General features: G+C 61.5%; 26 protein-coding genes. 11 read left to right on the forward strand and 15 right to left on the reverse strand.

What is annotated here, in order from left to right:
- Nucleotides 1–103 precede the first annotated feature (103 nt).
- Genes M5B44_RS05240 through M5B44_RS05255 form a run of 4 tightly spaced genes read right to left on the reverse strand, consistent with a single transcriptional unit; the run spans nt 104 to nt 2,391 of the window.
- Nucleotides 104–661: a DUF4136 domain-containing protein gene (locus tag M5B44_RS05240; protein ID WP_085711244.1), complete on the reverse strand. Its 558-nt coding sequence runs from the start codon at nt 659–661 to the stop codon at nt 104–106.
- A gap of 54 nt (nt 662–715) precedes the next feature.
- Nucleotides 716–1,327 (reverse strand): DUF4136 domain-containing protein, encoded by a 612-nt coding sequence (locus tag M5B44_RS05245; protein ID WP_248738455.1) that lies wholly within the window; start codon nt 1,325–1,327, stop codon nt 716–718.
- Between the two features lie 12 nt (nt 1,328–1,339).
- On the reverse strand, nt 1,340–2,089 hold the full coding sequence (locus tag M5B44_RS05250; RefSeq protein WP_248738456.1) for a methyltransferase: 750 nt from the start codon (nt 2,087–2,089) through the stop codon (nt 1,340–1,342).
- Complete coding sequence (locus tag M5B44_RS05255; RefSeq protein WP_011332275.1) at nt 2,089–2,391, reverse strand: MazG-like family protein; 303 nt, start codon at nt 2,389–2,391, stop codon at nt 2,089–2,091. Before M5B44_RS05255 ends, M5B44_RS05250 begins: the two co-directional genes overlap by 1 nt.
- 145 nt (nt 2,392–2,536) lie before the next feature.
- Here M5B44_RS05255 and M5B44_RS05260 point away from each other — a divergent pair, with 145 nt between their 5' ends.
- Both M5B44_RS05260 and M5B44_RS05265 read left to right on the forward strand, forming a co-directional pair.
- Entirely contained in the window at nt 2,537–2,830 is a 294-nt protein-coding gene (locus tag M5B44_RS05260; RefSeq protein WP_248738457.1) for a hypothetical protein, read from the forward strand.
- 37 nt (nt 2,831–2,867) lie between these two features.
- Complete coding sequence (locus M5B44_RS05265; RefSeq protein ID WP_248738458.1) at nt 2,868–4,217, forward strand: MATE family efflux transporter; 1,350 nt, start codon at nt 2,868–2,870, stop codon at nt 4,215–4,217.
- Here the strand turns inward: M5B44_RS05265 and M5B44_RS05270 are convergent.
- From M5B44_RS05270 to M5B44_RS05320, 11 genes are all read right to left on the reverse strand, one after another.
- Nucleotides 4,211–5,086: an alpha/beta hydrolase gene (locus M5B44_RS05270; RefSeq protein WP_248738459.1), complete on the reverse strand. Its 876-nt coding sequence runs from the start codon at nt 5,084–5,086 to the stop codon at nt 4,211–4,213. The two genes, M5B44_RS05265 and M5B44_RS05270, sit on opposite strands and share 7 nt — an antisense overlap.
- Before the next feature lie 17 nt (nt 5,087–5,103).
- On the reverse strand, nt 5,104–5,898 hold the full coding sequence (locus tag M5B44_RS05275; protein WP_248738460.1) for a DUF4123 domain-containing protein: 795 nt from the start codon (nt 5,896–5,898) through the stop codon (nt 5,104–5,106).
- Entirely contained in the window at nt 5,895–7,238 is a 1,344-nt protein-coding gene (locus M5B44_RS05280) for a type VI secretion system Vgr family protein (RefSeq protein ID WP_248738461.1), read from the reverse strand. The genes M5B44_RS05275 and M5B44_RS05280 overlap by 4 nt, the downstream gene beginning before the upstream one ends.
- A 232-nt stretch (nt 7,239–7,470) precedes the next feature.
- Complete coding sequence (gene speA, locus M5B44_RS05285) at nt 7,471–9,384, reverse strand: arginine decarboxylase (RefSeq protein WP_248738462.1); 1,914 nt, start codon at nt 9,382–9,384, stop codon at nt 7,471–7,473.
- Nucleotides 9,385–9,603: 219 nt separating this feature from the next.
- Nucleotides 9,604–9,975 carry a translation initiation factor Sui1 gene (locus tag M5B44_RS05290; protein ID WP_085732741.1) on the reverse strand — a complete coding sequence of 124 codons (372 nt, stop codon included), beginning with the start codon at nt 9,973–9,975 and terminating at the stop codon, nt 9,604–9,606.
- Between the two features lie 187 nt (nt 9,976–10,162).
- A complete protein-coding gene (locus tag M5B44_RS05295) occupies nt 10,163–10,720 on the reverse strand; it encodes an NUDIX hydrolase (protein ID WP_248738463.1) in 558 nt (185 codons plus the stop codon).
- A gap of 3 nt (nt 10,721–10,723) precedes the next feature.
- The gene (locus tag M5B44_RS05300; protein ID WP_085711234.1) at nt 10,724–11,791 is read right to left on the reverse strand and encodes a DUF2333 family protein; all 1,068 of its coding nucleotides are present in this window, start codon (nt 11,789–11,791) and stop codon (nt 10,724–10,726) included.
- Nucleotides 11,792–11,927: 136 nt separating this feature from the next.
- Entirely contained in the window at nt 11,928–12,404 is a 477-nt protein-coding gene (locus M5B44_RS05305; RefSeq protein ID WP_248738464.1) for a hypothetical protein, read from the reverse strand.
- Nucleotides 12,401–12,907 (reverse strand): Hcp family type VI secretion system effector, encoded by a 507-nt coding sequence (locus tag M5B44_RS05310; RefSeq protein WP_248738465.1) that lies wholly within the window; start codon nt 12,905–12,907, stop codon nt 12,401–12,403. The genes M5B44_RS05305 and M5B44_RS05310 overlap by 4 nt, the downstream gene beginning before the upstream one ends.
- Nucleotides 12,886–13,491, reverse strand: coding sequence for a hypothetical protein (locus M5B44_RS05315; protein WP_248738466.1), 606 nt, complete (start codon nt 13,489–13,491; stop codon nt 12,886–12,888). The genes M5B44_RS05310 and M5B44_RS05315 overlap by 22 nt, the downstream gene beginning before the upstream one ends.
- Before the next feature lie 113 nt (nt 13,492–13,604).
- Nucleotides 13,605–14,753, reverse strand: coding sequence for a DUF2515 family protein (locus tag M5B44_RS05320; protein WP_248738467.1), 1,149 nt, complete (start codon nt 14,751–14,753; stop codon nt 13,605–13,607).
- A 324-nt stretch (nt 14,754–15,077) separates the two neighbouring features.
- Here M5B44_RS05320 and gcbA point away from each other — a divergent pair, with 324 nt between their 5' ends.
- The 9 genes from gcbA (at nt 15,078) to fis (ending at nt 25,104) form a co-directional block, all read left to right on the forward strand.
- A complete protein-coding gene (gcbA, locus tag M5B44_RS05325) occupies nt 15,078–16,748 on the forward strand; it encodes a diguanylate cyclase GcbA (protein WP_085711233.1) in 1,671 nt (556 codons plus the stop codon).
- 954 nt (nt 16,749–17,702) lie between these two features.
- A complete protein-coding gene (locus tag M5B44_RS28965; protein WP_412546962.1) occupies nt 17,703–18,746 on the forward strand; it encodes a methyl-accepting chemotaxis protein in 1,044 nt (347 codons plus the stop codon).
- 174 nt (nt 18,747–18,920) lie between these two features.
- Nucleotides 18,921–19,376 carry a type II 3-dehydroquinate dehydratase gene (gene aroQ / locus M5B44_RS05335; protein ID WP_064585783.1) on the forward strand — a complete coding sequence of 152 codons (456 nt, stop codon included), beginning with the start codon at nt 18,921–18,923 and terminating at the stop codon, nt 19,374–19,376.
- 24 nt (nt 19,377–19,400) lie between these two features.
- Complete coding sequence (gene accB, locus M5B44_RS05340) at nt 19,401–19,868, forward strand: acetyl-CoA carboxylase biotin carboxyl carrier protein (protein ID WP_248738468.1); 468 nt, start codon at nt 19,401–19,403, stop codon at nt 19,866–19,868.
- 17 nt (nt 19,869–19,885) lie between these two features.
- Nucleotides 19,886–21,244, forward strand: a complete 1,359-nt coding sequence (gene accC / locus M5B44_RS05345; protein WP_085711231.1) for an acetyl-CoA carboxylase biotin carboxylase subunit — start codon at nt 19,886–19,888, stop codon at nt 21,242–21,244.
- Between the two features lie 166 nt (nt 21,245–21,410).
- Nucleotides 21,411–22,289 carry a 50S ribosomal protein L11 methyltransferase gene (gene prmA, locus M5B44_RS05350; protein ID WP_085732735.1) on the forward strand — a complete coding sequence of 293 codons (879 nt, stop codon included), beginning with the start codon at nt 21,411–21,413 and terminating at the stop codon, nt 22,287–22,289.
- 30 nt (nt 22,290–22,319) lie between these two features.
- Nucleotides 22,320–23,591, forward strand: a complete 1,272-nt coding sequence (locus M5B44_RS05355; protein ID WP_248738469.1) for a DUF3426 domain-containing protein — start codon at nt 22,320–22,322, stop codon at nt 23,589–23,591.
- Nucleotides 23,592–23,776: 185 nt separating this feature from the next.
- On the forward strand, nt 23,777–24,787 hold the full coding sequence (gene dusB, locus M5B44_RS05360) for a tRNA dihydrouridine synthase DusB (protein ID WP_085711228.1): 1,011 nt from the start codon (nt 23,777–23,779) through the stop codon (nt 24,785–24,787).
- A complete protein-coding gene (gene fis, locus M5B44_RS05365) occupies nt 24,784–25,104 on the forward strand; it encodes a DNA-binding transcriptional regulator Fis (RefSeq protein WP_003186237.1) in 321 nt (106 codons plus the stop codon). The genes dusB and fis overlap by 4 nt, the downstream gene beginning before the upstream one ends.
- Nucleotides 25,105–25,113 lie beyond the last annotated feature (9 nt).

Raw genomic sequence — 25,113 nt, forward strand, 5'->3', positions numbered from 1 at the left:
GGTGGATGTCAGTGTAGACCCGGCGCAACGACACTGCTGGCAACGCGCCAGCCGCTTCCCCATAAAAAACGGGAGCCATTGGCTCCCGTTTTTGTGCGCAGGCTCAGCGCGGAGGGTAGTTCGACAGTATCCGCGTCACCGTTTCATGGATGGCGCTGCTGCGATCCGCCGGGTTCGGCGTGCGGCTGAGCATCTGTTCATCGCTGCCGCGCCATACCAGTTTGCCGTCCTTGCCGTCGAGCAAGTCGATCTGGATCGTCGCGACCTTGTAGGTGATGTTGCGGGTTTCGTTGTACATCGGTGCGCCCCAGTAACCGTTCCATGGGCCACCCCAACCACCGCCATAGTTGGTGGTGACCTGCTGCTGGCGATCCTCGACGATCAGGTAGGTTTGCACATTCAAGTCACCCTTGGTGCCCGCAGCGGCAGGACGCAGGCCGCGCTGGTCCAGTTGATCGGCGACGGACTGGCGAATCCGTTGTTCGGTCAGGTCGCTCTTGATCCGAGGATCGTCGGGGCGGTATTGCAGGGCGGGTTCTTTCCAGCTCCAGCTGCGGTAGGCGGCAAAGTCGCGGCTGGCGTCGAAGTCATGATTGACCTGGTTGGCGGCGCAGGCACTGAGCAGCGCGGCCATGGCCAGTAAAGCAAAACGGCGGAACATGGTTTTTCTCCGGTGGAAAACATGAACCTGAGGGAGCTTCCGGTTCACGGGAAGCTAACTGGGAGGATACGCCGACATGGCCTTTTCGACAGCCTCGCGGATCGCATCGGCCCGGTCACTCTGATTGCCCTGGGTGCCGGTTTCGGCGCTGGCACTCCAGACCGGCTGACCAGTGCCGGCGTCGAACAGATCGACCCGTACCACCACGACCTGCTCCTGATAAGTACGGACAATCGGCACGGTGTTGTACATGCCGTAACCGCGGCCGTAACGGTCATAGCCGCCGTATCCGCCGTAGTAACCGTAATCGTCCTGGACCTGACGCAAGCGGGTTTCCAGGCTCAGGTTGGCGCTGACAAAAAGGTCGGCCGGGCGATTGTCGTGCAACGGGCGCAAGCCCCGTTGATCCAGCGCACTGCTGACCGCCTCGGCCACTTGCGCCGAATCCGCCCAGGCACTGCCGGGTGGCAGGCGCCCGTTGAGCCACGCCCAACTGCGGTAGCGCCCGTAATCCCGTGGTGACGCGGGGTAGGCGCTGCGGTCGAAGGTGGTCGCGGCTTGCGGTGGCGCCGGCGGCAACGGCCGCGACTGCGCCACATAAGGGTTGCTGCCCTGGCACGCGGCCAACCCCAGACAGATCAGCAATAACCCTGAATGACCTTTCATTTCACGCTCCGATCAGATCGGCCGGCAGATCCAGTGCAAGTAGCGCCCAAGCCCGGCGAAGCTTGGGTGACGACGGTGAGCGAGCTCCATCTCGAGCAAATCAATCAACTCGGCACGGGCCTGGAACTCCACCGGCATGTAATCGTGGAAAACCCGGATCCCGCTCTGGGTTTCGACCTGCCACAACCCGTCGAGTTGCGTGGCCAGTTCCCGAGGATCGAGCGGCTGCTGCGGGGTCAGGCTCTGCTTTTCGCCGGCCATGTCGTTCCTGCGCATTTTCTTGAAATGGCCTTTGAGCAGGTTGCGATAGACCAGCGCATCCCGGTTGTAGAACGCCAGCGACAGCCAGCCGCCGGGTTTGGTCAGTTGATGCAGCACCGGCAGGATCGCATGGGGTTCGGCGAGCCACTCAAGCACCGCGTGGCAGATCACCACGTCATAGGGTTCGGTGAGTTGCCCGAGCAGTTCCTGCCACGGCGCCTGAATGAACGTTGCGGTCTGCCCGGCCTCGGCGAAACGCTGACGCGCGCCTTCGAGCATCGGCTCGGCCGGCTCGGTAAAGGTCACCTCGTGCCCGCGCTCGGCCAGCCACAACGACATGTGGCCCAGGCCGCCACCGATGTCCAGCACCCGCAACGGCCGATCCGGCAAGGCTTCGGCAAGATCGGCCTGCAGCACCGCGAGGCGGATCGCGCCTTTGGCGCCGCCGTAGATTTTTTCCGCGAAACGGGTCGCCAACTGATCGAAATGACGGTCGCTCATCAGCTGAACCGCCGTTCGCTGTCGGCGAGCTTGCTGCGCACCACTTCATTCATGTCCAGCCCCAGCTCGCTGCACAGCAGCAACAGATACAGGACGATGTCGCCGACTTCCTGGCCGGCGTGGGCCAGTTTGTCCGCCGGCAATTCGCGGGACTGGTCTTCAGTCAGCCACTGGAAGATTTCCACCAGCTCGGACATTTCCACGCTGGCGGCCATGGCCAGGTTTTTCGGGCTGTGAAATTGCCGCCAGTCATTGCGGTCGCGAATGGCGTGCAGGCGTTCGGTCAGTTCAACAAGGTTCATCGGGTTCTCCTGAAGGCGTATAGCTTCGGGGGGATACCGCGCGAAGGCAAGGGGCAGCCACCACCCGGCAAACCCTCTATGCTTGCAGGGAACTCGGCCGCCCCCGGCGCGGCCCAAGGCTCAGCTCTTTCATCAGGATGCAAACATGCAGGTAGAAAGCTTTTTCGAATGGCTGGGCCAGGCGCTCGGCTCGATCATCCGCTTCATCGTCGACGGCCTGAGCGGCCTGTTCAATCTGTTGAGCCATGCCGGCGGCAACTTCGTCGACGGCCTCGCGAAAGCGCTGGGCATGGACACTTCGATCATCAGCATCATCGCGCTGATCGTCGGCCTGATGCTGCTGTGGTCGGCGATTCGCGCCTTCATGAATGCGTCGATCATTGCCGGGATCATCTGGTTGCTGCTGGGCCTGTGGCTGCTGAGCTGGATCATTCACTGACACCTCCCGCTACAATGCCGCTCCCCAAGGAGCCCGCATGTCCAACCTGATCGCCGACTGGCGCGACCGCCCGACCCACCGCCGGGTCTGGGCCCTCGCCGCCCCCATGATCCTTTCCAACATTTCCGTGCCGCTGGTGGCGCTGGTCGACAGCACTGTGATCGGTCACCTGCCTCACGCCCATCAGTTGGGTGCGGTGGCGGTCGGGGCCAGTCTGTACACCGTGCTGGCCTGGGCCATGGGCTTCCTGCGCATGGGCACCACCGGGTTCGCCGCGCAGGCCGCAGGGCGCAGCGATGGTGCGGCGCTGCGACAGATCCTGCTGCAAGGTCTGCTGCTGGCGATGGGGCTGGCCTTGCTGCTGGGTGCCGTGGGTGTACCGCTGAGCGGGGTCGCCCTGCACTTCATGCAGCCATCGCCGGAGCTCAATCAACTGACCCGCGACTTTTTCCACACCCGCCTGTTCGGCCTGCCGGCGGCGCTGGCCAGTTATGCGCTGGTCGGCTGGTTCCTCGGCACCCAGAACGCCCGGGCGCCACTGGCGATTCTGCTGACCACCAACCTGATCAATATCGTGCTGAACCTGTGGTTCGTCATCGGTCTGGACTGGGGCGTGGTCGGTTCGGCCCGGGCCTCGGTGGTCGCCGAATGGTGCGGCGCCCTGCTCGGCCTGGCGCTCACCCGCAAGGCCTTGCGCGCTTACCCCGGGCATATCGTCTGGGCGGCATTGAGGGTGTGGCAGAACTGGCGGCCGCTGCTGGGGGTCAACCGCGACATTTTCATCCGCAGTCTGGCGCTGCAATCGGTGTTTTTCCTGATCACCGTACAAGGCGCGCGGTTGGGCGATGCCACCGTCGCGGCCAATGCGCTGCTGCTCAACGGCCTACTGCTGACCGCCCATGCACTGGACGGCCTGGCCCACGCGGTCGAGGCTTTGTGCGGGCATGCCATCGGCGCCCGCGATCGTCTTGCGCTGCGTCGCTCGCTGGTGGTGGCCGGCGGCTGGTCGTTGCTGGCGAGCCTGGGTTTTGCTGCGTTGTTTCTGTTCGCCGGGCACTTGTTCATCGAAATGCAGACCGATATTCAGAGCGTGCGCGAAACCGCGTTCATCTATCTGCCCTATCTCGCCATCCTGCCGTTGATCGCGGTGTGGAGCTACTTGCTCGACGGCCTGTTCATCGGCGCCACCCGCGCCCGGGAAATGCGCAATGGCATGCTTTTGACGGTCGCTCTGCTGCTGCCCTTCGCCTGGGTGCTGAGCGGGCTGGGCAATCACGGCTTGTGGATATCTTTCCTGCTGTTCATGGTTCTGCGCAGCCTGACCCTCGGCACATTGGCCTGGCGATTGCGGCGCAATGACGGCTGGTTTGCCGGCGCAACTCACTGAGACGGCGTGTGCCGGATAAAACCGACAACCTGATCCAGTACCGGTGCCAGCCAACGTAATGGCCGAGACATTGTCGCCACCAGCGTCGCGTGGTTGGGCCGGGCATAGTACAAATCCTGTACCGGCACCCCGGCCTCGCGCAGTGTTCGCGCCAGGCCGCCGGTATTTCGGGTCGGATCGACCAGGCTGTCGCGGCTCGCGGCAATCAACAGTGCCGGTGGCGCGCCATGGCTGACATGTCGGATCGGCTGCGATTGCGGCGGTGAGTCCGGCCAGAAAAACACCGGACGCACCTCGGGATTCTTGATCGGCAGAAAGTCGTAAGGCCCGGCCAGACCGATCCAGCCACTCAGGTCGGCGGGGGACATCCCGACCGAGCCCAGCAGGCGCGAATCCAGCGCCAGCATCGATGCGTTGTAGGCCCCGGAACTATGCCCCATCAGGTACAGCCGCCGGGGATCGCCGGAATATTCATGGATATGGGCCTTGGTCCAAGCGACGGCGCGGGCTCCGTCCTCGAGAAACAACGGGTAACGCACCTGCGGGTACAACCGATAGTCCGCCACCACCGCCACAATGCCCCGGGAGGCCAGCGCCTCGCCGACAAACCGGTAATCGCCACGGTCACCGCTGTTCCAGCTGCCGCCATAGAAAAACACCACTACCGGGGCGTCTTCGATCTGATGGCGCGGCACATAGACATCGAGCTTCTGACGCGGCTCTTCTCCGTAAGCGATGTCTGCGGTTTTGACGTAGCTGTCCGCAGGCGTCAGGCCGTTGAGTATTTTCAGCGGCGAACAACCGCTGAGCAGCAACAGCAGAAAACCAGCGGGAATCGCGCAAAACCAATACCGTAAAGAGTGGGCCATGCGCGCGAAACCTCGTGTCAGGATGGGTCGTTCTGCCAGCGGCGACGCAGATGATCGAGCCGCTCTTGCTGGGTCAATCCTTGCGGTGGTTGCACCAGTTCTGCATGCGGATGCAGCAAGCGTAGCCACAACCAGTCGTCCAGCACGGCCCGCTCGCTGAAACCCAGTGTCAGGCCTTGTTCAATGTGGGAGGACAGCGTGCGGTAATCGGTTCCCGTCGATTGGCTCCAGCGCCAGATGTGTTGTTCCAGCAGGCAGCGATGCAAGCGCTCGCGTTGATGACGGGTCAGCCCCTGTTCAATCATCAGTGGCTCTACGTCCAGGCCCGGGTTACGCAGTTGTTGCCAGCCCAGACTGCCACTCGCCCGATCGGCCCAGGTACCGCCGAACCAGCGCAGCCAGTTGATCGGCCCGAGCCAGCAGCTCAATTGACGAGCATCGCAGGCGTCGAAAAAGTAGCTGGCGGTCTGCCGGTCGTAGTAATTGAGCAGCGCACGATGATTCAGGCCCACAGAAACGGTCAGCATCCGCTGCAGATGTGCACGCAGCGATTCGATCGTGGCGTCGCTGCCCAGCAACAGCCCGCACCAGGTGCGCGGGTCGGTGTGGCACAACGCAGACAGCGCCGGGCAATCGCGCAGATCGACCAATAACGGCCCTTGTTCGCACACGGGTTGAAACTCCGTACCGTCAAACAGCTCAAGGCTCGATACGCCGGAGAATGCCTGGCGCAACACGCTCAACGCCTGCGGTGCATGCATGACATCCAACAACAGCCATTGCGCACGCTGCCCCGGTGCCTTGCCGCTCATCGTCCATCGCCAGGGCTGAGCCCGGCGACCAGCCGGCAGCTGCAGACCGACTCCCGACAGTGCCGGTAGCTGCCGCCCCCCGGCATCAGGCACAACAGCAGCAAAGGCTCGCGCGCACTCAACCATGGCGCCAGGCCTTCACTGGCCAGGGTGTCGGGCAGCGGCGGTGGTTCATCATCCTCATCGCTCCCGGAGGTTGCCGTCGGCTGCAGAACACCACTGATCACCGGCTGCTCGGGATCGCCTTCGATAAAGCTCACGACCACCTCAACGCCTTCATGCAATGACGTCAGTGCCGTATCCGCCAACGCGGGGGCCAATGGCAGCCAGCAATGGCTGGGTTTTGCCCCTTCCCCCTGATAGAGCCAGTCAAATTGCACCGCGACCGGGCGCGAGTGATCAGGCTGAGGTTCATCGACCGCCACCACCCAGGCCCGCTGCAGACTGCCCATGCTCAACACTGGGCGCTCGACGACCGGCCCGCACGCCTGCAGACCGTCGACCGCACGGAGCCGGTTGCTGTAGGGCGGTTCTAGCATCTGATCGGCACGGTGCTCGATACGCGTCAGCAACCAGTGCCTGTCGCATTCGGCAAACGGCTGCGGGGACAAATTCAGCCACCGACCGCAACGCAGGGTTGGCACGTCCGAATGCCCCTGCGCCGTTCGCGTACGCATGGCAGCTTCAGAGGCCTCGCTGGCTTGCTCTCGAATCAGCCAGCGGCGCATAGCCGGTGCCGACGCCTGAGCATCGAATCGCACCTCCCCCGCACGCGGCAACCGCGCCGGATTGTCGCCAAACACCAGACAATGGCTCTCGCGTCCATGCTCGAAGTGATAGTGGATCCGCGACTGCGCGCACAGACGCTGCACCAGTTGCAGGTCCGATTCACCGTATTGGGTACAGAATCTGCGGGCCGGATGATCGGCCTGCAATTCGAACCGGCGCTGATGGCCGGTAATGCCGTGCTCCCTGAGCACTTGATCGAGAATCTGCGGCACCGATCGGCCACTGAACATTCGCTGGCTATGGCGCAGTCCCAGACAACCCAGCTTCGGACCCAGCCGCGCCCGGCACAACCGGACTCCGTCGCCATGTTCATGCTGGACGAGACTCTGCAATTGTCCGTGCACCCCATTGCCAGGAGGCCCGAAGCACAGGCGTGCCGAGCGATACAACAGACCGGCAAGGTCGAGATGAGGATCGTCGATCAGCAGATCGATTTCGAACACAAAAGGCTCGCTGATCGCCTCGCAACCGGTAAAGGCCAGGACTTCGAGGGGGGCGGACAGACCCGCGACATCGAGACGAAACGACGACTCGTCGACTGGATCGAACATGGGCGATTCTCTACAGGAGGGGCGGCCGGGGATTCTCGCCGAGAGCCATGGCCGAGTAGAGAGCCGAAGTACAAATTAGGAAATGGCCTACGCGAAAAGCAGACGACATCACTTTTCTTGTGAGGATGAAGGTCATTTCGCTGGAAGAAAAAGAGAAGTCGCGTCAGGCCATCTGAAACTTCCGCTGCGTGCGGAACAATTTCAGACAACCTGATGGATTCGAAACCTGCCGTCAGGAAGACAGGTAGGAGGAACGGGTCAGACCCAGGCGCAATGCATCGAGGAACTGGGTGCGCTCGCTGGCGCTGATGCGGGCACTGGCGCACTTGTCGCGGTAGTGGGTCATCAGCTCTTCCGGCGACAGGTGCACGTAGCGCAGCATGTCTTCGATGGTGTCGTGGGTCTCGATCCCGGCGTGGTACACGCTGCCGTCGGCGTTCTGGTAGATGTTCACCGAGTCGGTGTCACCGAACAGGTTGTGCATGTCGCCGAGGATTTCCTGATAGGCGCCGACCAGGAACACGCCCAGCAAGTAGTCTTCACCTTCGTTCAGCCCGTGCACCGGCAGGCTGGTCTCGATGCTCTGCTCGTCGACGTACTGGTTGATCTTGCCGTCGGAGTCGCAGGTCAGATCCTGCAGCACCGCGCGACGCAACGGCTCTTCGTCGAGACGGTGCAACGGGATGATCGGGAGCACCTGATCGATCGCCCAGGTGTCCGGCAGGCTCTGGAACACCGAGAAGTTGCAGATGTACTTGTCGGCCAGCTTGTCGTTGAGCTCGTCCAGCACCTGACGGTGAGAACGCTGACGCGCCTTCAGCGAGTTGTGCAGGCGACGGCACACGGCGAAGTAGCACTGTTCGGCCAGGGCTTTCTCGGCCAGAGTCAGCTTGCCGTCGGCGTACTGGGCCGCCACGTCGCTCATGTAGTGGGTGGCGCGCCAGTAGGTTTCGGTGACCATTTCGATGTCGGTCGGGCCGAGCAGGTCGACCAGCCATTGCACGGTTTCCGGCAGCGACTCCTTGTTCTCGATCTGCGGCACGTCGTCGTTGTGCTTCTCGACGTCGGTCACCTGCACCACCAGCATCGCGTGGTGCGCGGTCAGCGAACGGCCGCTCTCGGAGAAAATGTGCGGATGCGGCAGGCTCTGCGCATCGCAGAACTCCTTGAGCATGCCGACCACGACACCGGCGTAGTCATCCATGTCGTAGTTGATCGAACTGGCGTTGCGCGAGTGGGTACCGTCGTAGTCCACACCCAGACCGCCGCCGACGTCGATGTGATCGACCGGCAGCCCCAGATTGCGCAGCTCGCCGTAATAACGGATCGCTTCCTTGAAGCCATGCTGGTAGTCGGCCAGGTTGGCGATCTGCGAGCCCATGTGGAAGTGCAGCAGACGGATGCCCTGATCCAGACCCGCCGCGCGGAAGCGCTCGACCACCGACAGCAGTTGCGCCGCCGACAGACCGAACTTGGATTTCTCGCCGCCGGTGTCCGCCCACTTCGACGAAGCCAGCGACGACAGGCGCACACGCAGGCCGACCTGTGGCTTGACCCGCAGCGAAGCGGCTTCTTCGATCACCAGACCGACTTCGGACTCTTTCTCGATCACGATGAACACGTTGTGGCCGAGCTTCTGGCCCATCAGCGCCAGACGGATGAACTCGCGGTCCTTGTAACCGTTGCAGACGATGGTGCCGCCCTTCGGCGCCAGCGCCAGCACGGCCAGCAGCTCAGGCTTGGAGCCGGCTTCCAGACCGATGGAGACATTCTGGGTGGCGATGATGTTTTCGATCACCGCTTCCTGCTGGTTGACCTTGATCGGGTACAGCGCGGTGTATTTGCTCTGGTATTCCAGACGCTCGATGTTCGAGTCGAAAGCACCGGTCAGCTGACGCACGCGGTCTTGCAGGATGTCGGGGAAACGCACCAGCAACGGCAACGACAGGCCGCTCTTGCGCAATTGGTCGACTTGTTCGAACAGGTCGATAGGCGAGCTGCTCGGACCGTTCGGACGAACTTCGACGCGACCGGCGTCATTGATCGCGAAATACCCGGCCCCCCAATGGCGAATCCCGTAAACACTGCGGCTGTCCGCAACTGTCCATTGGCTGCCATCGTCTTTGCGTGTGCGTCGTACGGACATCGAAGTCCCCTATAAAGAAGTCATAGTGCGTCGCCTGATTGCAGGCCGGCGCAGTCTAAAGAATGAAAATGACGGTTCGTCAGCGGGGCGGTAGACCGCGCTGACAGCGTTGAGTTTAGAAACCGGTCATGAACAGGCTCTGTGAAAACCATGGAGACGACGCCGGGACTGATGAGCATCAGAGCCGGATCAAGCCGCTGGTGGTTTTCACAGAGGCTGCTAGCCGCCGGACTTCTTCGCCTTGAAACCGTGCTTGATCAACTCGGCCAAGAGTAGCTCGACATGATCGCCCTGGATCTCGATGACCCCGTCTTTCAACGCACCGCCGGTGCCGCAACGCTTCTTCAACGTTGTCGCCAGCTCTTTGAGTGCGTCTTCGGCCAGGGGCACGCCGGTGATGGTGGTCACCGTCTTGCCGCCACGGCCCTTGCTCTCGCGACGCACGCGGGCAATGCCGTCGCCGGCCGGGATCACGGTTTGTCTGCAGATACAGGCGTCCACCGGCTTACTGCATTCCGGGCAATGACGACCTGCGTCGGTGGAAAATACCAGGCCGCCCAGGGCGGCGAAGGATGCGGCTTTTTTGGCCACCGGCAATCCTCTCGGGAGGACAAAGACTGATCGCAGCCTTGGGCAAGGCTATCGACCGCGAAGCCCCACTCAGGCAGGGGCAGCGCTACTGCACCGGTTGCTCCTGTAAAGCAGGCCGGCACAGCTTGAAAAGGTCGCGCAGTGTAACGGCAAAAACGCCGATTGCTAAGTGCCAATCGGCGCCAATTTATGAGTTCTTTGCGACGTCGCTTCGTTGAGCCGTCAGATAGCGCTTCAAGGCTGCCAGAGAGTCCGGGCAATAAGGCTTTTGCTCGATTTCCAGCATCACCTGATCGACCGGAATGAAGCGTGCTTCGAGCACCTCTTCCGGCTGCAGGATCAGCGGCCCGTCCCACACGGCCGAGAACGCCGAACACCACAGGCGATTGCCGGGGTCCTCGAAGTAAAAATGGTCATGGGCCGTCAGCTCGACGCCGCTCACCCCCAACTCTTCTTCCAGCTCACGGGCCGCCGACTCGGCGTATGTCTCGTTTGCCTGCACCATGCCGCCGGCCGCCACATCCCAGTAGCCGGGATAAATGGCTTTGCTCAGGGTCCGCCGATGGACACAGAGTTCACCGGCGGAGTTGAACAGCATGATGTAGGTGCCGCGGCCGATCAGCCCGCGCTCGCGCAGATCGGAACGGACAAGGGATCCGAGCAGGTTATCCTGCTCGTCAACCCAGGCGATCTGTTCGGCATCCGAGGCGGCGCGGTGGGCCGCCTCTCTGGCGTTGTCGCTCATGACTCAGCCTTGATTGAGCAGTTGACGAAGATCGATCACGGCGGCGTTGGCCCGGGAAATATAGTTGGCCATCACCAGCGAGTGGTTGGCCAGAATGCCGAAACCGCTGCCGTTGAGAATCATCGGGCTCCAGACGGTTTCCTGGGAAGCCTCCAGCTCACGGATGATCTGACGCACGCTGACCGTGGCGTTCTTCTTCGCCAGCACGTCGGCGAAGTCGACTTCGATGGCCCGCAACAGGTGCGACAACGCCCAGGCCTGGCCACGGGCTTCATAGAACACGTTGTCGATCTGCATCCACGGGGTCTCGACGACTTCCTCGTCGACCTGCGGCACTTCACCCACCGCCGGGACTTCGGTTTTAAGCGCTGTATTCAGTTTGACCCGGCCGACACTGGCCGACAGTCGTTGCGACAGTGAACCGAGACGCGTCCCGACGTCACCCAGCCAGTTGTTCAGATTGTCGGCGCGGGCGTAGAACAGCGCATTCTTTTGCGTCGGGTCAGACAGGCGTGCCTGATAACGGCTCAGGGAGTTGATGCCTTCCTGGTATTCCGACTCGCTGGACGGCAGGATCCAGCTCTTGTTGTCGAAGTTGAAGCGCGGTTCGGCCTTGGCCAGATCAGCGTCTTCAGCCGATTGCGACTGCGAGCGGGCGAAGTCCTTGCGCAGGGCACGGGTCAGGTCACGCACCTGAACAAGCACGCCATATTCCCAGCTCGGCATGTTGTCCATCCACAGGCCCGGCGGGAAACGGTCGTTGGAAATGTAGCCGCCCGGTTTGTTGAGCAAGGTGCCGGCGACAGTCTTGAGGGTTTCGACGGTGGTGTAGCCGACCACCATCTGCTTGCCTTCCTTCTCGGCGGCCAGCTGGGCGTTCTGCGCCACGGGGAACAGGGCCGGCTCTTCGCTCCAGTACCAGCCAAGGGCGATGGTCACCAACAGGTAAATACCGACCAGCGTGGCCAGCGCGCGGCTGAACAACAGGCCGCCCACATAGCTGCGGGCGGCGGATTTCGGCTCGGCGGCACGTTCGGGCGCGCTGCCCGCGCGATTCTTCCAGTCCAGCATGGCGATATCCTTTCAATCTTGGGTTCAACGGTTCGACAGCAACCATACAACAACGTGCCTCGACCCGGCACCCACGATCGGGCATCGAATTGAAACAACCGGACACCGCCGGTGAGCGAAAGGATAGACGCACGCTTCAGATGTTGAAGATCCGCATCGAAATCTGCCGGACATCATCCGCCGTGAATAGATGTGCAATGCCCGAGGCGTCAGTGCGGCGCTGGGTGGGAACCCCGTCAACCGTTGCAATGTATGGCTGCTGTGCCAGAGGCTCACCCGTCATGCTGTCGACCAGGCGAAAGATCCGCGGGGTTCGGGTTGGCTGGGGCGGAGGATTGTTCATCAGATCCAGCACCGCCTGATCGAAGACTGCCGCGGCGACCGGCCAGTCGCCAACCTCTGCGTCGACCATGAGCAACAGCCATTCACCCTGTTCGACCTGCTCCAGCACTTCGCTGTCCAGATCGATCGCAAGGCTGGCCCGCAACTGATCCAGACCTTCGAGCGGTTGCCGGTCAAGCAACACCTTGCACACCCGCTCCAGCGCCTGATCCACCGGATAAACCTGGCTGTGCTCGAGTTGGGTAACCTGCGAACGATGAACCAGCCTCACACCTGACCCTCGCTCTGCCATTCATCGGAACCCATCGTCCGGCTGATCTCGTGCCGCCAGTAGATGCGTCGGTAGCTGAACTGGACCTTTTCCCGTTGCGTCAGGTGGGAAACGCCCGGGTCCTGACAATCCGGCATCAATACTTCGGCACTGACGATCAGCGCGTCCTCCAGTTCTATCGTATAGAAGTGCTCCTGAGTGCCGTGGGCCGATGTGCGATACAACTCCACACGACACTTGCTCAGCAGTTCACCGGAACACATTGCGATCTGGATCAACGGCGATGCCTTGTCGAGGGTTTTGGTGATGACCAGAGGCTTGTGCAGCCGTCGCCCGGCACCGGCGCCTCTGGGCACGACAATGCCATGACTCAGGGACTGAAGCATGATCTTGTCCTCGCGCCCGGTCTGATAGCTGTTGCCCACCGATGCTTCGGTAAAGGCGCCGGCGCTGATCAGACCCTGGCGGCTGCCGTGGAGGGTCATGAAGGCAGGGGTTGGCATGGGAGCGCTCCTTTTTGCGGTTGAGGTGGGGGAAAGGGGTGAGGTACTACGTCGACGTGTTCCATTTCCCCGAATCGCCAGGGTTTGCTGAGTTCCAGGGTGATGAGATAGCGCTCCTGGTCGGGGTGTCTGGAATCGGCGAATCGTCCAAGGAACAACATCGCTTCGTACTGGTCGCCGGCCTTCCAGTAAGTGGTTCCAGTCCGTATCCCCGGTCTTAGATAGGCTCGCCACTCCGGGGTGTCCGCGATGGTGGGATGTAACGGGGTCCCCAGCGGCCTCCACCCTTTCGCGCACCATTGGGCTTGCAGATCGAGAACGACCTTCAAGGCATCATCGATCAACAGGGGCTCGACCTGAGGAGACATGCGGATATCACCGACCAGGTGGCCCTCGAACGTGAACGTAAAGAACCGCGCCAGCGGCGTTTCGAAACCGTACTGCGGATCGACAAATCGCAGGCGCGCATCTGTCCTGGAAGCGCCACCCCAGACGCGCCTGCCAACATGGCCCCATATAACGAGGGGTGCGGTCGAATGGTCACGCATGTATTCATAGGTTCCGCCTATGGACATGGCGATCATGGAGTCGCCCCATAACGGCTGCGTCAACTGGCGTGCGGCTGCCACTGCCAAAACACTACAGAGCAGCAGCCATGCCCAACAACGCCATCTGGACAGACAGGATCGCCAGCGCATCAAGCGTCCTCCATGGCAGCGATCTCACGGATGGATTGCGCCAGTGCGTCTCTGTTGCTGTCATTGAGCATCTGGTGAAAACGGGCTGCGGCCCGCAGGACAAAAGCCATTCGCTGATCGAGATCGGACAAGTCCGCCAGCGGGTTGCGGCCGAAATCGATGGTGCGACCGTCATCGACTCGCTGACATTGACTGGTGAGCGTCAACTCGATTGCCTGGGCCACACCGGAAGGAAAGCCGGTCACGTAGGAAAAGTGGTTGCCACGCAACAACATCACTAATTGGCGGTTTTCGTAGATGCTCGGCTGGAGAATGTTTCGCTGTTCGTGCCAGGCCAGAGACTGCACGCTTGAGGCAATTTCCCCCGCCTCTATTGCCTTGAAGGCTTTCAGGATTTGTTCAAACGCTTGCCCAAAAGGAAGCGTTTCCTGGCCCACCGGCCAAAGCACTGGAAACTTTGCATGCCCATGAATGCCTACCCGTGTTTCCAAACACTTCTTCAACTCCTCCAACCCACGCACCGCATAAAACCGATGCAGCGGATAGACATCCAGAAACAATGTGGTATTGCCCATCGCCATCATGTCGTACACGTGGCGGTACTGTTGCTGCACCAACGACAGCTCTTCACCCGGTAAGCGCAGATCCAGCGCAGGCACCGGATTGCGGCTCCTCGTCTCTTCGTAGTCACTCAAGGCCTCGGCCTGCCCGGGCATTCTCGCGGGGGTCAGCAGTCCGGACTCGCGGCGCCCGTCTCGCACTCGTTGCCGTGCTTCGTGCTCCTGACGAATCAGTTCGATGCTGTCGGCCGCATGCAGCAACCCGCAGCCCACCTGCTTCGAAGCAAACGCTGCAAGACCTGCCCACTGGAATCGCGCGTCATGCAGCCACAGCCGGGCATAGGCGGCGTTGATCGCCCGGTTGCGTTGCACCGGATCGGCAATCAGCACGCCATCGGGGGCGACAACGGCTTCGGCCTCCTGCTGAAAGCGGCGCCAGATGCACTGGCACGTCAGCACGGGTACCTCAGTCACCCGCATCTTCTCGCCATACAACGTTTCTTCGTTGCATTCACAATCTGCAACTGGCCGGGTGCTGTGATTCAGACGTTGGTTATCGCTGGTGTGCTCGTTGAAACACTGGCTCATATTCGGGGAATTTTTTGTAGGGGTTTCCCTGACCCTACCAGTCCGAAACTCTGTCGAAACCGACTTGGAGAAAAATCAGAATGCCCTGACAGACGAAGACCGCCAGGCACAAGGAAGCCTCCTCAAAAGCCTTGGGAAACGTCCTGAAGAACCCCGTTCACGGGTATTTGAGCGACGACAGAGTCCAAAATAAAACCAAACGGTCAGAAACTGAATAGTGACGTACCGCAGATTATTGACGTACGACACTCATGTAAGGGAAAAGAGGTGCTAGCATAGAGCCACCAGTCGATCTCAGCATGCACCCTAACTAGTAGTCAGGATATGACCGAGCCAGAAGACCCCAGCCGTGAGCGCCTCAAGCACCACTTTGCCCAGCGGGTAATTCATCAGGCACGTCAGATTCTTGAGATATGGCAGCGCCTGCAACGCAGTGAGTGGTCCACTGCCGACCTCGCCGAACTGAGCGAGGCCAATCTGCGCCTGCTGCGTTTTGCCGAGCGCTTCGAACAGCCCGAGCATACCCAACTGGCCCACCACATCAGCCAGTCGCTGGAAGCGGTGGATGCCAATCGCGGACGTCTGAGCAGCGGCCTGATCACCGACCTCAACCGTTTGATGCAGCGCTTGTCGCGTACCGGCCTGCGCCATGGCGATCAGCTCGACCAGACCTTTCTGCCGCCCCTGCGCAAACCGATCTACGTGATGCTTCAGGATCACGACCGCGCCGAACGGCTGGCCAAACAACTGGAATTCTTCGGTCTCAGTGCTCAGGCGCTGGACAGTGTGTCGGCGTTCCGCTCGTCGATGGTCGAGCGTCTGCCGGCCGCGATTGTCATGGACGTGGACTTCAGCGGCGCCGGCGTCGGCCTGAAACTCGCGGCCGAAGCGCAGCAAGGTCTGGAAGAACCGTTGCCACTGCTGTTCTTCAGCCTGCACGAAACCGACACCCCGACCCGCCTCGCCGCCGTGCGCGCCGGCGGTCAGGAGTTCCTCACCGGCACGCTCGAAGCCTCGAGCCTGCTGGAGAAAATCGAAGTCCTGACCTGCGTCGCCCAGTACGAGCCTTATAAAGTGCTGATCATCGACGACTCCCGCGCCCAGGCGATGCACACCGAGCGCCTGCTCAACAGTGCAGGGATCGTCACCCGCACGCTGATCGAGCCGATTCAGGCCATGGCCGAGCTGGCGGATTTCCAGCCGGACCTGATCATCCTCGACATGTACATGCCGGCCTGCACCGGCACCGAACTGGCCAAGGTCATCCGTCACAACGACCGTTATGTCAGCGTGCCGATCATTTACCTGTCGGCCGAAGACGACCTGGACAAACAGCTCGACGCCATGAGCGAAGGCGGCGACGACTTCCTGACCAAACCGATCAAACCGCGCCACCTGATCACCACGGTGCGCAACCGCGCGGCGCGGGCACGCAATCTCAAGGCGCGGATGGTCCGCGACAGCCTCACCGGTCTGTATAACCACACGCACATTCTCCAGTTGCTGGAAGACTGCTCGTTCCGCGCCCGCCGCGAAAACAAGCCGCTGAGTTTTGCAATGCTCGACATCGACCACTTCAAACGGGTCAACGACAGCCACGGCCATCCCATGGGCGACCGGGTGATCAAGAGCCTGGCGCTGTTCCTCAAGCAGCGTCTGCGCAAGACCGATTTCATCGGCCGTTATGGCGGCGAAGAATTCGCCATCGTCATGCCCGACACCGATATAGAAGCCGCACACAAAGTGCTCGACGAAATCCGCCAGCGCTTCGCCGAAATCCATTACCCGGCCCAGCCACAGGATCTGTGGTGCACGTTCAGCGCCGGGGTGGTGGAGATGCACGACGACTCCGACAGCCTGATGATGGCCAGCCAGGCCGACGAGGCGCTATACCGCGCCAAGGGTGAAGGCCGCAATCGGGTGCAGACCGCAAGGGACTCAAAGCAAAGTGCCACTTTTTCACCGGAATCCACCGATTCGGTCATAACCCTGTAACAGAACCGCAATAAATTCAGGCGCTTACCATTACTGCCGTTGGTAGCCGTCATGCGCCTGAAGTTGCTCACCAATCTCAACACGCTGTTGCTGGTCGCCGTCTGCGTGGCCCTCGGCGCCACGCTGTGGTGGTCGCAAAAAGCCCTTGAACGCCCGTATCTGTTGATGGAGCGCTACCTCGGGCTGTCCCAGCAATTTCAGAATGAAGTCGCGCGCAACGTCGAGGACTACCTCGGCAGCGGCGATGCCCTGCGTCTGAGCAGTGCCAGCCAGGCCATCGACAGCCTGCAGAAAGAACTCGGCGAACTGCCACCGGCGCTGGCCGAGACGCTGCGTCCGAGCCTGTCGGGCCTCGAAGAATTCAGCAAGACCGACCTCCTCGCTGCCGGCAAACTGGCCGGCGATCCGCAAGCCTTGCTGTTGCAAGCCGAACGGGAACTGAGTGCCAGCCTCGATCAGCTCAGCACTTATGCCGGCGGCAACGTGGCGTACCTGACACCGTTGCTCGCCGCCTCTCAGCATTTGGGCAAGCTGTCGCTGGCCAGGGACAAACTGGTCAGCAGCGGGCGCAGCGAGCTGGCCGCCGATGTCGAACGCGAGGTAACCAACATCCGCACCCAGGCTCAGGCAATCGATGCTCTGCCCTTGCTCGGCGTGGTCGCCAGCAGCGAATCCGGCAGCGACGATTTCGCCTCGATGATGGGCATTGAAAGCACTGAAAAGGCAGTCGCCGAAGACGCCGGCGTAGGCCTCAAACGCGACCTCAACAGCTTGCTCAATCGCTACCCGGCAGAACTGGCGCGAACTCGCGACCAGATCCAGAAACGCACCGACCTCAGCACCGCGACCCACCAGAAAATCGCCGCCGTGCAACAAGCCATCGCCGGGCTCGAACCGGTGGTACGCGCCCAGCACGGGCAGATCCAGAGCGAAGTACGTCTGATGCAAGGCGTGATGATCGGCCTGATCCTGCTCATCGCCCTGCTGATCGACACCCTGCAGCGACGCTTGGCCCGCACCCTGACCAACCTTGCCCCTGCGCTGTCGACTTGGGCCGAGGGTGATTTCAGCCGTGACATTCATCTGGGCAAGACCAACCGCGAGCTGCACGACATCGAAGCCTCGCTCAATCGTCTGCGTGCCTATCTGGTGGATCTGGTCGGGACCATTCGCGGCAATGCCGAACAAGTGGCGGGCAGCAGCCGCACCCTGGCGGAACTGAGCAATGACCTGCACAGCGGCGCCGAACATCAGGCCGGCGATACGGCACTGATCCGTGACTCCCTGAGCGAACTGGAAGCGACCATCCAGCAAGTGGCCGGCGACGCGCGTCAGGCTGCGGACGCCAGCCATCACGCGGGACAGGCTGTCGAACATGGGCAAAAAGTCATCGGCCTGAGCCTCACCGGCCTGCATGCACTGGTAGAAGAAGTGCAAGGCAATGCGCAGATGATCGAGCATCTGGCCGAAGAGTCGGCCACCATCGGCGGCGTACTGACGGTGATCCGCTCGATTGCCGATCAGACCAACCTGCTGGCGCTCAACGCGGCAATCGAAGCCGCTCGCGCCGGGGAAATGGGCCGTGGCTTTGCCGTGGTGGCCGAAGAAGTCCGCTCACTGGCGCAACGCACCGCCGGCGCCACCGCAGAAATCCAGACCTTGATCGCCGGCCTGCAAACCGCCGCCCGACAATCGGTCGAAGGCATGCGCGCCCAGGTCGAACACGCCGAAGCCACGGCCAATCAGGCGCAATCGGCGGACGGTGCGCTGGACAAGATCGTCGGCGCAATCCAGACCATTTCCGACACCGCGGTGCGCATTGCCGATGTCACCGCGCAGCAGAGCGGCGCGGTCAGCGAAATCCGCGATCACAGCGAACGGATTCACCAATTGGGTGGGGATAACCTGCTGCGCATCGGTGAAGGACGCGAACAGGGGGAGAATCTGCTGGTATTGGGCGGGCAACTGCATACAGCGGTGCAGGCTTTCCGCGTCTGATCGCGATTGTGCCGGGATTGGCGGTGTGAATGACCGGATCTGATCACTCAGTCACATATTTCGCGCAAACATCGGAGATCGTGCTGGCTATTGCAGAGAACTGGACAGTCACAAAGTCTTTGCGGCATAGTCGCCGGGTTCTGACGAGGCTCACCCATAACAAGGAACACGCAGATGGCAACGCTACTGGTGCTGCATGGCCCCAACCTGAACCTGCTCGGCACCCGGGAACCCGGGACCTACGGGTCGACCACCCTGGCGCAGATCAATCAGGATCTGGAGCGCCGCGCCCGCGAAGCCGGCCATCATCTGCTGCACCTGCAAAGCAATGCCGAGTACGAATTGATCGACCGTATCCATGCCGCGCGCGGCGAAGGCGTGGACTTCATTCTTATCAATCCGGCAGCTTTTACGCACACAAGTGTCGCATTACGTGACGCGCTGCTGGGAGTGAGCATCCCATTCATCGAAGTGCATTTGTCCAACGTGCACAAACGCGAACCTTTCCGCCATCACTCTTACTTCTCCGACGTAGCGGTGGGAGTGATCTGCGGCCTTGGCGCCAGCGGTTACCGACTGGCCCTGGAGGCTGCACTAGAGCAGCTTGAACAACAAGCTATACGCCCCTGACCGACCCTTGGGAGTTGATGATTCATGGATATCCGTAAAGTTAAGAAACTGATCGAATTGCTGGAAGAGTCCGGCATCGACGAGCTCGAGATCAAGGAAGGCGAAGAGTCCGTACGCATCAGCCGTCACAGCAAGACTCCGGCGCAGCAGTACTACGCTCCGGCTCCGATGCAGGCTCCGGCCGCTGCACCTGCGGCCACTGCCGCTCCGGTTGCTGCTGCCGCCGCTCCAGCTGCCGCTGCTGCTCCGGCGCTGAACGGCACCGTTGCCCGTTCGCCGATGGTCGGCACCTTCTATCGCAAATCTTCGCCAACCTCGCCGTCTTTCGTTGAAGTCGGCCAGACCGTGAAGAAAGGCGACACCCTGTGCATCGTCGAAGCCATGAAGATGATGAACCACATCGAAGCTGAAACCAGCGGTGTGATCGAGTCCATCCTCGTCGAAGACGGCCAGCCGGTTGAGTACGACCAACCGCTGTTCACCATCGTTTGAACTGCGGAGAGCCTTTGATGACTGCGAAGTTGGAAAAAGTTCTGATCGCTAACCGCGGTGAGATCGCCCTGCGGATTCTGCGTGCCTGCAAAGAGATGGGCATCAAGACCGTCGCCGTTTACTCCAAGGCCGACAAAGAGCTGATGCACCTGGGTCTGGCAGACGAATCCGTCTGCATCGGCCCGGCTTCTGCCGCGCACTCCTACCTGCACATCCCGGCAATCATTGCAGCCGCTGAAGTGACTGGCGCTACCGCCATTCACCCAGGCTACGGTTTCCTCGCGGAAAACGCCGACTTTGCCGAGCAGGTCGAGAACTCCGGCTTCGCTTTCATCGGCCCGAAAGCCGAGACCATTCGCCTGATGGGCGACAAGGTATCGGCCAAGCACGCGATGATCGAAGCGGGCGTTCCAACCGTTCCAGGCTCTGACGGTCCACTGCCGGAAGACGAAGAAACGGCGCTGCGCATCGGTCGCGAAGTCGGTTATCCGGTGATCATCAAGGCCGCCGGCGGCGGTGGTGGTCGCGGCATGCGCGTGGTGCACAAGGAAGAAGACCTGATCGCCTCGGCGAAACTGACCCGCTCCGAAGCTGGCGCGGCGTTCGGCAACCCGATGGTCTATCTGGAAAAATTCCTGACCAACCCGCGTCACGTCGAAGTGCAGGTACTGTCCGACGGCCAGGGCAACGCCATCCATCTGGGCGACCGTGACTGCTCGCTGCAGCGCCGTCACCAGAAGGTTCTCGAAGAAGCGCCGGCACCGGGCATCGACGAGAACGCGCGCAAGGAAGTCCTCGCTCGCTGCGTCAAGGCGTGCATCGACATCGGCTACCGTGGCGCCGGCACCTTCGAGTTCCTGTACGAGAACGGTCGTTTCTACTTCATCGAAATGAACACTCGTGTTCAGGTGGAGCACCCGGTTTCGGAAATGGTCACCGGTATCGACATCGTCAAGGAGATGCTCAGCATCGCCGCTGGCAACAAGCTGTCGTTCACTCAGGATGACGTGGTTATCCGCGGTCACTCGCTGGAGTGCCGGATCAACGCTGAAGATCCAAAGACCTTCATGCCGAGCCCGGGCACGGTCAAGCATTTCCACGCTCCAGGCGGCAACGGCGTTCGCGTCGATTCGCACCTGTACAGCGGTTATGCGGTTCCGCCGAACTACGACTCGCTGATCGGCAAGCTGATCACTTACGGCGCCACCCGCGACGAAGCCATGGCACGCATGCGCAACGCCCTGGACGAAATCGTGGTTGACGGGATCAAGACCAACATCCCGCTGCACCGTGATCTGACCCGCGACGAAGGCTTCTGCAAAGGGGGCGTGAACATTCACTACCTCGAGCACAAGCTGGCTGGCGACAAGCACTAAGCTCAAGCCCGCACATGACAAGGCCGCCTTCGGGCGGCCTTGTTGTTTCTGCAGGTTTCATCTGCTCACACATCCCCCGCTCCCACAAAACCGTCGCGCTCGCGTAAACTTGCGCGCTTCTCGCAGGCCGCTAGGCTGCAATCAATCTTTTTCACAGGTGCCCGCCATGCCTTGGCTGCAAGTCCGTCTCGCCATCAGCCCAGAACAAGCCGAAACCTACGAAGACGCTTTCCTTGAAGTGGGCGCCGTTTCGGTGACCTTCATGGACGCCGAAGATCAGCCGATCTTCGAACCGGAACTCAACACCACCCCGCTGTGGGCGCACACTCACCTGCTGGCCCTGTTCGAGGGCGGCACCGAAGCCGCTCCGGTACTGGCCCATCTGGAACTGCTGACCGGCAGCCCGCTGCCCGAGCATCACAGCGAAGTGATCGAAGACCAGGACTGGGAACGCAGCTGGATGGACGGTTTCCAGCCGATGCAATTCGGCCAGCGCCTGTGGATCGTGCCGAGCTGGCACGCCGCGCCGCAACCTGATGCGGTCAACCTGCTGCTGGATCCGGGTCTGGCCTTCGGCACCGGCACCCACCCGACCACCGCCCTGTGCCTGGAATGGCTGGACGGTCAGGACCTGAAAGATTGCAACGTGCTCGACTTCGGCTGCGGCTCGGGGATTCTGGCCATTGCCGCCCTGCTGCTCGGCGCGAAAGAAGCGGTCGGCACTGACATCGACGTGCAGGCGCTTGAAGCTTCCCGCGACAACGCCGGTCGCAACGGCATTGCCGACGAGCTGTTCCCGCTGTATCTGCCGGAAGATCTGCCACAGGTCAAAGCCGATGTATTGGTGGCCAACATCCTGGCCGGTCCGTTGGTTTCCCTGGCGCCGCAACTGTCCGGCCTGGTCAAGTCAGGCGGCCGTCTGGCGCTGTCCGGGATCCTCGCCGAACAGGGCGAAGAAGTCGCCGCCGCCTACGCGCAGGACTTCGATCTCGATCCAATTGCCAATCGCGACGGCTGGGTGCGCATCACTGGCCGTCGGCGCTAGAATGACCGCCTGCTCAATCCGGATCGCCGCATGACCGACAGCTTCGTCACCCAGTGCCCGCATTGCCAAACCAGTTTCCGCGTCAGCCACACTCAATTGAGTGTGGCCCGCGGGGTGGTTCGTTGCGGCTCCTGCCTGCAAGTGTTCAACGCCGCCAAACAGCTGCTTGAACAACGCGCAGGCAAGGAAGCAGTCACGCCGGTAGCGCCAGCCATTGTCGAACCGGCACCGGTTATCGAAGCGCCGGTCGTCGCCAGACAACCGGAGCCAATCGAACCGCCCGAACCTCGCGCCATCAGCCAGAAGCAGTGGAGCGCGGCCGAGCTCGATCTCGACAGCCTTGATCTGGACGAAGAACTGGCCCGCCTCGAGCAGCGGGAAATCCAGCCGACCACCGAATTCGGCCGTGCACGCGAGGAATCCCTCAGTGCTCGCCGCGACAGCCATGAACCGGAAGACGAGCCGTGGTCAGGCAGCCTGTTCAGCGAACCGGCGGACGAGCGGACCATCGAGTCTGAACACACAGCCGAAGTCGCCGATTTCGAACCGGTGAAACCGGAACGCACCGAGCCTTCGCTGTCGCTGGAACCGGTAGACCTCGACGACGAGCCTCCCATTCCGCAACTGCGCCTGCACGATCCGATCGACCCTTCCGCCCGCCATGAGCGCCTGTCGGCCAGCGAAGACGTCGACGACGATCTGCCTGCAATCGAACCCCCACGCAAAAAGCGCGAACGTGACGAACCCGGCGTGCGCGCCGAGGTTTTGCAGGACCTGACCGACGATCCGTTGCAACTGGACTGGCAAAAACGCCGCTCGCCTTGGGGCCGACGCCTGCTGTGGCTGTTGCTGGTATTGCTGGCTGCCGCCGGTCTCGCCGGCCAGTACATCGCCTATCACTTCGACGAACTGGCCCGCCAGGACCAGTACCGCCCGTGGTTCCAGCAACTGTGCCCGCAAGTTGGCTGCACGGTGCCGTCCAAGGTCGATATCGCCAAGATCAAGAGCAGCAACCTGGTGGTACGCAGCCACCCGGAATTCAGCGGTGCGCTGGTAGTGGACGCGATCATTTACAACCGCGCCCCGTTCTCGCAACCGTTTCCGCTGCTGGAGTTGCGCTTTGCCGACCTCAACGGCCACCTGATCGCCAGTCGCCGGTTCAAACCCGGTGAATACCTCAACGGCGATCTCGAGGGCATGGCGGAAATGCCGCCGCAAACGCCCATCCACATCGCTCTGGACATCCTCGATCCGGGGCCGAAAGCGGTGAACTACAGTCTGAGTTTCCACTCCCCCGAGTGAAACACTTCAGCGCTCCAGGATTGACGGCAGTTTTCTGACTTTGCCCTGCACGACCAAACCGCAGGCAATAACGAAATGACTGTTCAGATTTTGTTCAATTCAGCCTTTATCCAGTCATCGAGAGCGGGTATCATGCCAACCCTTTTTCGAACTCTCATGATCCGGCCCCACTTCAGGGAAGTCCTATGTCGGCGGTACGCATCGGCCCATATACATTGCAGAACGGCTTGATCCTCGCCCCCATGGCGGGTGTCACCGACCAGCCCTTTCGTCAGTTGTGCAAGCGATTGGGCGCAGGGCTTGTAGTCTCGGAAATGGTCACCAGCGACATGAGCCTGTGGAATACCCGCAAGTCGCGCATGCGCATGATCCACGAAGGCGATCCCGAGCCACGCTCGGTACAGATTGCCGGTGGCGACGCGCAGATGCTGGCGGATGCGGCCCGGGCCAACGTCGAGCTGGGCGCACAGATTATTGATATCAACATGGGTTGCCCGGCGAAAAAGGTCTGCAACAAGGCCGCCGGCTCCGCATTATTGAAGGATGAAGCACTGGTTACCGAGATCCTGCACGCCGTGGTGGCTGCGGTTGATGTGCCGGTAACCCTGAAGATCCGCACCGGATGGGATCGCGACAACAAGAACGGCCTGACGGTGGCGAAGATCGCCGAGCAGGCCGGGATCACGGCGCTGGCGGTGCATGGCCGCACCCGCGCCGACCTGTACACCGGCGAAGCCGAGTACGACACCATTGCCGCGATCAAGCAGGCGGTGTCGATTCCGGTCTTTGCCAACGGCGACATCGTATCGCCGGAAAAGGCCCGCTACGTGCTCGACGCGACCGGTGCCGATGGCCTGTTGATCGGCCGGGCTGCCCAGGGGCGGCCGTGGATTTTTCGTGAGATCGAACACTTCCTGCGTACCGGCGAAAAACTGCCGGCGCCGGAGCTGTCCGAGGTGGAACGCATTCTGCTTGAGCATCTGGCTGCCCTCCACGCCTTTTATGGGGACGTGATGGGCGTACGCATTGCCCGAAAGCATGTGGGCTGGTATCTCGCAACCTTGCCGGGCGCCAAGGAGTTTCGCGCCCGTTTCAATCGTTTGGATGGTACGGAAACACAATGCGCCAACGTTCGGGAGTTCTTCGCCGAACGTTACAAGAGCCTGACAGGGGACGGAGAAGGGGTGGCCGCATGACGATGATGACCGAGACTTTAGTGAGTGGAACAACACCCGTGAGCGACAACGTGAATTTGAAACAGCACCTCAATACCCCGAGCGAAGAAGGCCAGACCCTTCGCGGGAGTGTCGAGAAGGCGCTGCACAATTATTTCGCCCACCTTGAGGGCGCAGCCGTCACGGACGTGTACAACCTGGTGCTCTCCGAAGTCGAGGCTCCCCTGCTCGAAAGCGTGATGAACTACGTCAAGGGCAACCAGACCAAGGCCAGCGAGCTGCTCGGACTCAACCGCGGCACGCTGCGCAAGAAACTCAAGCAGTACGATCTGCTGTAAGCATTCAAT

Source organism: Pseudomonas sp. MWU12-2029 (genome assembly GCF_023242425.1).
In the GTDB taxonomy this organism is placed as follows: domain Bacteria; phylum Pseudomonadota; class Gammaproteobacteria; order Pseudomonadales; family Pseudomonadaceae; genus Aquipseudomonas; species Aquipseudomonas kribbensis.

Coding starts and splice junctions, on each gene's coding strand:
- M5B44_RS05240 (WP_085711244.1), bottom strand. CDS start 661: ATGTTCCGCCGTTTTGCTTTACTGGCCATGGCCGCGCTGCTCAGTGCC.
- M5B44_RS05245 (WP_248738455.1), bottom strand. CDS start 1,327: ATGAAAGGTCATTCAGGGTTATTGCTGATCTGTCTGGGGTTGGCCGCG.
- M5B44_RS05250 (WP_248738456.1), bottom strand. CDS start 2,089: ATGAGCGACCGTCATTTCGATCAGTTGGCGACCCGTTTCGCGGAAAAA.
- M5B44_RS05255 (WP_011332275.1), bottom strand. CDS start 2,391: ATGAACCTTGTTGAACTGACCGAACGCCTGCACGCCATTCGCGACCGC.
- M5B44_RS05260 (WP_248738457.1), top strand. CDS start 2,537: ATGCAGGTAGAAAGCTTTTTCGAATGGCTGGGCCAGGCGCTCGGCTCG.
- M5B44_RS05265 (WP_248738458.1), top strand. CDS start 2,868: ATGTCCAACCTGATCGCCGACTGGCGCGACCGCCCGACCCACCGCCGG.
- M5B44_RS05270 (WP_248738459.1), bottom strand. CDS start 5,086: ATGGCCCACTCTTTACGGTATTGGTTTTGCGCGATTCCCGCTGGTTTT.
- M5B44_RS05275 (WP_248738460.1), bottom strand. CDS start 5,898: ATGAGCGGCAAGGCACCGGGGCAGCGTGCGCAATGGCTGTTGTTGGAT.
- M5B44_RS05280 (WP_248738461.1), bottom strand. CDS start 7,238: ATGTTCGATCCAGTCGACGAGTCGTCGTTTCGTCTCGATGTCGCGGGT.
- speA (WP_248738462.1), bottom strand. CDS start 9,384: ATGTCCGTACGACGCACACGCAAAGACGATGGCAGCCAATGGACAGTT.
- M5B44_RS05295 (WP_248738463.1), bottom strand. CDS start 10,720: ATGAGCGACAACGCCAGAGAGGCGGCCCACCGCGCCGCCTCGGATGCC.
- M5B44_RS05300 (WP_085711234.1), bottom strand. CDS start 11,791: ATGCTGGACTGGAAGAATCGCGCGGGCAGCGCGCCCGAACGTGCCGCC.
- M5B44_RS05310 (WP_248738465.1), bottom strand. CDS start 12,907: ATGCCAACCCCTGCCTTCATGACCCTCCACGGCAGCCGCCAGGGTCTG.
- M5B44_RS05315 (WP_248738466.1), bottom strand. CDS start 13,491: ATGATCGCCATGTCCATAGGCGGAACCTATGAATACATGCGTGACCAT.
- M5B44_RS05320 (WP_248738467.1), bottom strand. CDS start 14,753: ATGAGCCAGTGTTTCAACGAGCACACCAGCGATAACCAACGTCTGAAT.
- gcbA (WP_085711233.1), top strand. CDS start 15,078: ATGACCGAGCCAGAAGACCCCAGCCGTGAGCGCCTCAAGCACCACTTT.
- M5B44_RS28965 (WP_412546962.1), top strand. CDS start 17,703: ATGATCGGCCTGATCCTGCTCATCGCCCTGCTGATCGACACCCTGCAG.
- aroQ (WP_064585783.1), top strand. CDS start 18,921: ATGGCAACGCTACTGGTGCTGCATGGCCCCAACCTGAACCTGCTCGGC.
- accB (WP_248738468.1), top strand. CDS start 19,401: ATGGATATCCGTAAAGTTAAGAAACTGATCGAATTGCTGGAAGAGTCC.
- accC (WP_085711231.1), top strand. CDS start 19,886: ATGACTGCGAAGTTGGAAAAAGTTCTGATCGCTAACCGCGGTGAGATC.
- prmA (WP_085732735.1), top strand. CDS start 21,411: ATGCCTTGGCTGCAAGTCCGTCTCGCCATCAGCCCAGAACAAGCCGAA.
- M5B44_RS05355 (WP_248738469.1), top strand. CDS start 22,320: ATGACCGACAGCTTCGTCACCCAGTGCCCGCATTGCCAAACCAGTTTC.
- dusB (WP_085711228.1), top strand. CDS start 23,777: ATGTCGGCGGTACGCATCGGCCCATATACATTGCAGAACGGCTTGATC.
- fis (WP_003186237.1), top strand. CDS start 24,784: ATGACGATGATGACCGAGACTTTAGTGAGTGGAACAACACCCGTGAGC.